This is a genomic window from Pseudomonas meliae (assembly GCF_001400515.1).
GTDB classification, from domain to species: domain Bacteria; phylum Pseudomonadota; class Gammaproteobacteria; order Pseudomonadales; family Pseudomonadaceae; genus Aquipseudomonas; species Aquipseudomonas amygdali.
The window spans coordinates 1-7,751 of the sequence record NZ_LJQT01000353.1; the positions used below are offsets into that span (position 1 = coordinate 1).

At 57.0% G+C, this 7,751-nt stretch carries 5 protein-coding genes and 2 pseudogenes; 5 read left to right on the forward strand and 2 right to left on the reverse strand.

The genetic code is table 11. From position 1 onward, the window contains the following. Positions 1 to 5 precede the first annotated feature (5 nt). A pseudogene (locus ALO64_RS16620) lies at positions 6 to 644 on the reverse strand (glycine betaine ABC transporter substrate-binding protein); the annotation flags it as partial. Between the two features lie 1,276 nt (positions 645 to 1,920). On the opposite strand from ALO64_RS16620, the gene ALO64_RS16625 reads away from it, so the two are divergent. From ALO64_RS16625 to ALO64_RS16635, 3 genes are all read left to right on the forward strand, one after another. Beyond that, positions 1,921 to 3,219, forward strand: a complete 1,299-nt coding sequence (locus ALO64_RS16625; RefSeq protein ID WP_005733991.1) for a serine protein kinase PrkA — start codon at positions 1,921 to 1,923, stop codon at positions 3,217 to 3,219. Next, positions 3,212 to 4,024, forward strand: coding sequence for an MlaA family lipoprotein (locus ALO64_RS16630; RefSeq protein WP_044345362.1), 813 nt, complete (start codon positions 3,212 to 3,214; stop codon positions 4,022 to 4,024). Before ALO64_RS16625 ends, ALO64_RS16630 begins: the two co-directional genes overlap by 8 nt. 145 nt (positions 4,025 to 4,169) lie before the next feature. Beyond that, on the forward strand, positions 4,170 to 4,760 hold the full coding sequence (locus ALO64_RS16635) for a DcrB/PsbP domain-containing protein (protein WP_002552548.1): 591 nt from the start codon (positions 4,170 to 4,172) through the stop codon (positions 4,758 to 4,760). A 45-nt stretch (positions 4,761 to 4,805) separates the two neighbouring features. On the opposite strand, the gene ALO64_RS16640 is transcribed toward ALO64_RS16635, so the two are convergent. Next, positions 4,806 to 5,714 carry a LysR family transcriptional regulator gene (locus ALO64_RS16640; RefSeq protein ID WP_031599786.1) on the reverse strand — a complete coding sequence of 303 codons (909 nt, stop codon included), beginning with the start codon at positions 5,712 to 5,714 and terminating at the stop codon, positions 4,806 to 4,808. 109 nt (positions 5,715 to 5,823) lie between these two features. Between ALO64_RS16640 and ALO64_RS16645 the strand changes: the two genes are divergently transcribed. Together ALO64_RS16645 and ALO64_RS16650 are read left to right on the forward strand one after the other, a co-directional pair. After that, the gene (locus tag ALO64_RS16645) at positions 5,824 to 7,026 is read left to right on the forward strand and encodes an MFS transporter (RefSeq protein ID WP_044345359.1); all 1,203 of its coding nucleotides are present in this window, start codon (positions 5,824 to 5,826) and stop codon (positions 7,024 to 7,026) included. 301 nt (positions 7,027 to 7,327) lie between these two features. Beyond that, a pseudogene (locus ALO64_RS16650) lies at positions 7,328 to 7,735 on the forward strand (MASE2 domain-containing protein); the annotation flags it as partial. Positions 7,736 to 7,751 lie beyond the last annotated feature (16 nt).

The following is a 7,751-nucleotide window of genomic DNA, read 5'->3' on the forward strand; positions in this document are numbered from 1 at the left end:
GTCTACACCCTCTTAGGGTCTTCCAGGAAACGCAGTTTCCACTTGGCGAACATCCAGTGCGGTACCCAGCCGGTGACGACGATGGCTTTCTGCGCTTTCTCCGCACGAGTCAGTTCGGCAATCATGCCTGCGCCGGAACTCGCCTGCAGTTTGTAACCGTCCAGACCGTAATCCTTGATGGCCTGATCTGTCTTGAGCATGCCCCCTGAACCGGCATCGATCCCGGTGATCTTCTTGTTGAAGGAAGCATCGGTCTTGAGGTCTTCGATGGTTTTGGCTTTCACGTATTCAGGCACGATCAGGCCGATTTTGGCGTCCTTGAAGTTGGGCCCGTAGTTGACGACCTGATCCTTGTACTTGGTGTAGTACTCGCCGTGAGTGCCCGGAAGCCAGGCAGACAACATCAGGTCGAGCTTGTCGGTGGCCACAGCCTGCCACATGATCCCGGCCGCGACCGATTGCAGTTTGACGTCGTAGCCAAGCTTCTGCTTGATCACTTCGGAAGCCACGAAGGTGGTGGCGACGCTGTCGGACCAGCCTTCCACATAGCCGATAGTCAGGGTCTTGGTTTCAGCAATCGCCAGCGTGGAGCTGACAGCAAGCACCAGAGCGGCACCCGCCCCCAGTATTTTTCGCATCATCATTGTCGCTTCCCCGGAAGTCTGCACCGACGGTTGTCGGGCTTCGTCAACGTTGTTTTCAAGCGCACACCCACGCTTGGCTCTCATCGTCATACACACGTTGCTTGTGATTCTGGCTGAAGGCCGTGGGAGCGAACTTGTTCGCGAAGGCTGTATCTCAGACGATGCATATTCAGAGATTGTACCGGCCCTTTCGCGAACAGGTTCGCTCCCACGCCCTGCGGGCAGAAGCTTGAAAGCATCACTTCCCGGGCTCTCCGGGGCTGATGTATAACGCTGAGCGTCCAGTTTCGGGGCACGCTGCGCTCTGATCGCCGCCACGCGCAGTGACACGCAGCAAATTGCCACCGTCATCATCAACCTGCCGGGCAAGCAGACATGCTCTGGCTACGACACTCGGGCAACGGGAAACGACAACATGCAGTCATCAGCGACAAGCGCTGCTGAAAAACGTCTCAGCCTGCTCGTTTTATAAAAGGAAACAGGATGTGTTACCGCCGACTCACATCCACCGGCCCGAACGGGTAACACGGGAACAGTTTTTCCAGCGCAGCCCACTCACCTCTTCCCGCAGAACAGCTAAATCGTTGTTTTAAAAGCACTTTGAAAAGTTGGCACAGCTTCTGCTATCTCTCTTGTACAACAAAAACAAGAAACGAAGCGGCAAACCAATAAAAACAAGACGTAACGGCTCTGACATAACAAGAACAAAACGGACAGAGGCGCAGCTAACAGATTTTTTTGGAGTGGATAAGCTTTACAGGAACCTTTCGGTGAAAGGCCTCGCGATCGGACAGAGAACAATAAAACTACCTTCAGGTAGCTCCCGAACCGGTGGGATCACGATGTTGTGCAGACAGGTGATTAAAGCGAGTCAGCGCTCAAAAAAATACGTTTGCTCTTGACCCCGAATGGGGGTCGCCCAACAACGCTGTAAAGGGACTGGCCGCCAACAACAATAACAGGCCGCCCTACAACAATAAAAAGAGCAGGTAAAACACATTGGAGGAGAGCTACGGCTCTCCTTTGTGTTTTTCGTCCCCAGGAAGCTGCAGCGTAGCGGCATGTAGCGGCAGTCAGTCCCCCGCCTGTATGGTCAAACCGAGCCAATCTACGTCGCCTGCGAAAAATAAACCGCATAACTGCATTGCAAAATCCAAAGAACGTGTATTGTTCCGTCATAATTTACACGGTTAACCGGTGGATGCGGCACTTTGGCACTACACCTTGGTCATAGCCTGCGTATCTCATCAGCACTTCTTTCCCAAGGGATTTAGTCATGCTCCGTTTTCTGCGCTTCGCTACCGTTATAGGTGGCTTGTGTTTAAGTGCGTCCGCTCTGGCAACCACCGTCGACTCTGCCACCTATGGCTACCCGCTGACTAATCCGTTTGAAGCGACCATTGCGACCACACCGCCTGATCTGCGCCCCGATCTGCCTGACGATGAAGACATCGATCAGGACGTCTACACCCTGAACCTGCATCCCGAGCGCGAGTTCACCCTGCCGGACAACTTCTGGGCGGTAAAAAAGCTGCACTATCGCCTGGCGAAGCAGGACCATGCCGCCCCGCTGATCTTCCTGATTGCCGGCACAGGCGCGCCGTATAACAGCACCATCAATGAATTCCTGAAAAAACTCTATTACGGCGCGGGCTACCACGTGGTGCAGCTGTCTTCGCCCACCAGCTATGACTTCATGAGCTCGGCCTCGCGCTTCGCCACTCCTGGCGTCTCCACCGACGACGCAGAAGACATTTATCGCGTCATGCAGGCCATTCGTGCCCAGCAGGCGCAACTGCCGGTGACCGACTATTACCTGACCGGTTACAGCCTCGGCGCACTGAATGCCGCCTTCGTCAGCAAACTGGATGAAACCCGCCGCAGCTTCAACTTCAAGAAAGTGCTGCTGCTCAACCCGCCGGTCAACCTTTACACCTCGATCAGCAACCTCGACAAACTGGTGCAGACCAACGTCAAGGGCATCAACAACACCACCACGTTCTACGAGCTGGTGCTGGCCAAGCTGACCCGTTACTTCCGGCAAAAGGGTTACATCGACCTCAACGATGCACTGCTGTTCGACTTTCAGCAGTCCAAGCAGCACCTGACCAACGAGCAGATGGCGATGCTGATCGGTACCTCGTTCCGCTTCTCGTCGGCCGACATCGCGTTCACCTCGGACCTGATCAACCGCCGCGGCCTGATCACACCACCAAAATTTCCTATCTCTGAAGGCACCAGCCTGACGCCGTTCCTCAAGCGTGCCCTGCAATGCGACTTCGATTGCTACCTGACCGAACAGGTCATTCCGATGTGGCGCGCCCGCACTGACGGCGGTAGCCTGCTGCAACTGGTCGACCAGGTCAGTCTTTACGCACTCAAGGATTACCTGCACAGCAACACCAAGATTGCCGTCATGCACAACGCTGACGATGTGATTCTGGGCTCGGGTGATCTGGGCTTCCTGCGCAAGACCTTCGGGGATCGTCTGACCGTTTATCCGTACGGCGGGCATTGCGGCAACCTTAATTACCGCGTCAACACCGACGCCATGCTGGAGTTTTTCCGTGGCTAAACGTCTTTTACTTCTTGCCGCTCTGCTCTGTGCCGGCACAGTCCAGGCCGCTGACGCGGATACCAGCAACAAGGCTCAACACCCGGCCACTGTGGCCCGTCAGACCGATGCTGACGGTTTCACCCAGCCGCTGAAGTCGCTGCAATTCAACCCGGGGCTGGATCAGCGTGAATTCGAGCGCGCCTCCATTAACGCGCTGGAAGTCTACGACCCGCTGGAATCCTGGAACCGTCGGGTGTACCACTTCAACTACCGCTTTGATGAATGGGTGTTCCTGCCGGTCGTGGACGGCTATCGCTACATCACACCCAGCTTCGTGCGCAGCGGCGTGAGCAACTTTTTCAGCAACCTGGGCGACGTCTCCAACCTGCTGAACAGCCTGCTGCAGTTCAAGGGTGAGCGTTCGCTGGACACAACCGGTCGTCTGCTGCTCAACACCACCATCGGCATCGCCGGTCTTTGGGACCCGGCGACCATGATGGGCCTGCCGCGCCAGAGCGAAGACTTCGGCCAGACGCTGGGCTTCTATGGTGTTCCTGCCGGCCCTTATCTGGTGTTGCCATTGTTCGGTCCATCGAACCTGCGTGACACGGGCGGTATGCTGTTTGACTACACGGCTGAAAACCAGATCAACTTCCTGAACGTTGCCGAAGTCAGCGACGACCATCCGGAAATCACCGTGCTGCGTGCGATTGATCGCCGGTATGTCACCAGTTTCCGTTATGGCCAGCTGAACTCGCCATTCGAGTACGAGAAAGTGCGTTACGTCTATACCGAGTCGCGCAAACTGCAGATCGCCGAGTAAGCGAAACGCAATAAAGGACGGCCAGCCGGAGTGATCCTGCTGGTCGTTTTTTTATGGGCACTTTTACCTGCCGGGCCACTCACATTCCTCGGGCACACAGGCCTCCATTTACTCGATCCATTTAACAGACAAAAAAGGAATTTCCATGCGGTCTTTCGGTTTCAAGGCAATCGTTGTGTGTGTCGCACTGGCAGCCTGCCAGAGCATGGTCAGCGTTCAGGCCGCGACCAAGCCCCAGGCCGCCGCGCCTGCTGCCGCTGCGGTACAAAAGGCTTCGCTGCTGGGTGGCAAACTGGCGTTTACCATTCCTGCGGGCTACGTGCAGGGCGAGATGCCCGAGATTGACGCGAAGGCCAAGGCTCAGGGGGTGACGGGTGCGCTCTACACCAATGCCGCTGAAAAGCGCGTGCTAATCGTTACCGAGACGCCTATGCCAATGGGCGTGCAGGCCAGCGACAACGACGGCGTAGTGCTTGATGGCCTGGTCACCGGGATACTTGCCCAGCAGAGTACCGGCTACAAAGACTTCAAAAAGCTGGGTGACAAGAAGATCGTCAAGAAGAACGGTCTGGGTGTACGGCAGCTGGATACCTCGGCGACCATGAGCGACGCCCAGGTTCTGAGCACATCGATCATTGCCGCCTCGGGTGCCCGCGCAGCCGTGCTCAACGTGGTCTCCAACGCGAAAAACCCGAAGGAACACGCAGCGCTGGTGAAGGCCGTCATAGGCGAATGATTCGAGCATCGGGTGGCTGAACCCGTGTGGCTGAACCCGTGTGGCTTAATCCACCCGCAACGCCTCTGACAGTCGCTCAACCAGCGCCTGCACCTTGGGCAATGACTCGCGGTTGCGCGGCCAGGCCAGATGCAGCGCCAAACCGTCAGTGGCCAGTTGTGGAAGGATCTCCACCAACTCGCCACGCTGCAACTGCTCCCTGATCAGCCAGGTCGCCAGCTGCGCAATGCCCCACGCCGAAGTCACCGCAGCCACCTGGGCTTCGCCGTTGCCGATAACCAGCCGCGCTTCGACAGCGCGCGCCTCCCGCTGCCCTTGATCGTCAACAAACAACCAGGGGCTGGTGCTGCCATCGCCACGACCAAACAGAATACATGCGTGACTGGCGAGGTCCTCGAACGTCGTCGGTATGCCGTGGCGCTCCAGATAAGCCGGTGCCGCACAGAAGATCACGCGCTCGGTGCCCAGGTAACGGTGCGCCACGCCCGCGGGCCAGACAGGCGGACCGCCGATGCGCACGGCCAGGTCGATACCTTCCTCAAGAATGTCGACGAAACGATCAGTGAAGGTTATCCGCGGGCGCAGCTTGTGATGCTGCCCGGTGAAGGCGAGGATCAGCGGCAGCGCGTGCAAACGACCAAAGGTCGCAGGCAGATCGATACGCAATTGTCCGGCAGGTTCTGTGCGTTGCGCCGCCAATGCGGTTTCAGCAGCCTCCAGATCGGCAAGCATGCGCGTGCACACAGCGTGATAGGCCGCCCCCTCCTCGGTCAGCGCCAGACTTCGGGTAGTGCGCTCGAACAGACGCATGCCCAGGCGGCTTTCCAGGCGTGCAACGCTTTTGCTGACTGCGGAATTACTCAGACTCAAGCGGTCAGCGGCTGCCGTAAAGCTCCCAGCATTGGCAACGGCGACAAACGTTTCGATGCCCTTGAGGCGGTCAGTGGACAGCACATGGAAGACCAATTAGTGAATTTAAGTCCACAATGTACGGAATATTTGCCAAAGATAGGAATCATTTTCTGCAATAAGCTGGCGAACTTATTTTTTATGGGTTCGTATCATGCCGTCTCTGGAAACTGCCGTCTCCGGCACCAAGAGCGAAAGCTCGACCGGTGCTGGCTTGTCCATCGCGATCCTGGCGCTGGCTGGCTTCGTAATCGTTACCACCGAATTTCTCATCATAGGACTGCTGCCTTCACTGGCCCGCGATCTGGGAATTTCCATTTCTACTGCCGGTTTGCTGGTCACGCTATTCGCCTTCACGGTGATGCTGTTTGGCCCGCCGCTGACAGCGATGCTTTCGCACCTGGACCGCAAGCGTACGTTCATCGTCATCCTGCTGATTTTCGCGGCCTCAAACGCTCTGGCTGCGGTGTCGAGCAACATCTGGGTACTGGCACTGGCGCGATTCATTCCAGCATTGGCGTTGCCGGTGTTCTGGGGCACCGCCAGTGAAACCGCAAGCCTGCTGGCCGGACCGAAGCGCGCTGGCAAGGCTGTGGCGCAGGTCTACCTCGGTATCTCTGCAGCCATGCTGTTCGGCATCCCGCTGGGCACCGTATTTGCCGATGCAGTGGGCTGGCGCGGCGCGTTCTGGGCGCTGACGCTGCTGTCTGCATTAATGGCAGTGCTGCTGGCGTTGTCGATGCCACGCATTGAACCTACCGCAAAGGTAGGCCTCGCCGAGCAGGCAAAAATCCTGCGAGATCCGCTGTTCCTCGCCAACCTGCTACTGTCCATTTTGCTGTTCACTGCCATGTTTGGCGCCTACACCTACCTGGCAGATACGCTGGAACGCATCGCAGGTATCGAGTCGGCTCAAGTAGGTTGGTGGTTAATGGGCTTTGGTGCAGTCGGCCTGATCGGCAATGCGTTGGGTGGCCGGTATGTGGACCGCAGCCCGCTGGGCTCAACCATGGTGTTTGCGCTGCTGCTGGCGCTGGGCATGACCGCAAGCGTACCTGCCGCAGGCTCGATGCCGTTACTGGCCGTGGTGCTGGTGATTTGGGGTATTGCCCACACAGCGTTGTTCCCTATCTGTCAGATCAGGGTGATGAAAGCGGCACCGCAGGCCCAGGCACTGGCAGGAACCTTGAACGTCTCGGCCGCCAACGCAGGTATAGGTCTGGGATCGATCATTGGCGGTCTGACCATTGAGCATCTGGGCCTGAATGCAGTTGGATATGTCGCAGCCGTCGTTGCATTGCTGGCCATTGCTGTCGCCTGGATGACCGGGATTCAGAAAAACAAGGCAGCCGCATAACCTGGCCCGGCTCGATTAGCCGAATGTCACCGGGCAGTACTTTTGCAAAGACGCAACTACACTGCCCGGTTATTCCAGTGTGCCGCTGCTTGTATGTTTCGTCATATTTTTGAACCTGTTTCCTGGCTGTTTTTGTCAGTTAATTGACTCCGAAACATGCAAGCCTTCCCAATGTGCAGCTAATTGACACAGCACTGCAAAATGCTCTTCCCATGACACTGTCGAACGCTCAAACTCCAGCCTTTCGGTCAAGGAGTCATGGTTTCTGACCGATTCAAGACGTTATGTCCGGTAAGGAACTATGAGCTCATATCACCGCAAGGGACTGGCATTCGCCAAGCGGATCTACGCGCCGAGATCTCTCGGTGTCAGCGTTGGCTTTATTACTGTCGCTGTGTCTTTGTATTACGTGAATGCCGCACACTGGCTTTGGACGCTGGCACTGCTCAATGCCTTGGTCTGGCCACATGTTGCTTACCAGATTGCGAAAAAGTCGCGCGAACCCTATCAGGCTGAATGGCGCAATCTGCTCTTCGATTCGCTGATGGGCGGGTTCTGGATTGGCGCGATGGGCTTCAGTGCCGTTCCCGGCGTTACGGTCATCGCGATGATGGCCATGCATAACATGGCTGCTGCCGGGCCACGCCTGATGCTGCAAGGCTTGTGCGCACAGGCATTGGGTGTACTGATCTCGCTGGCCTTGCTCAACTGAACCGCCCCGGGTT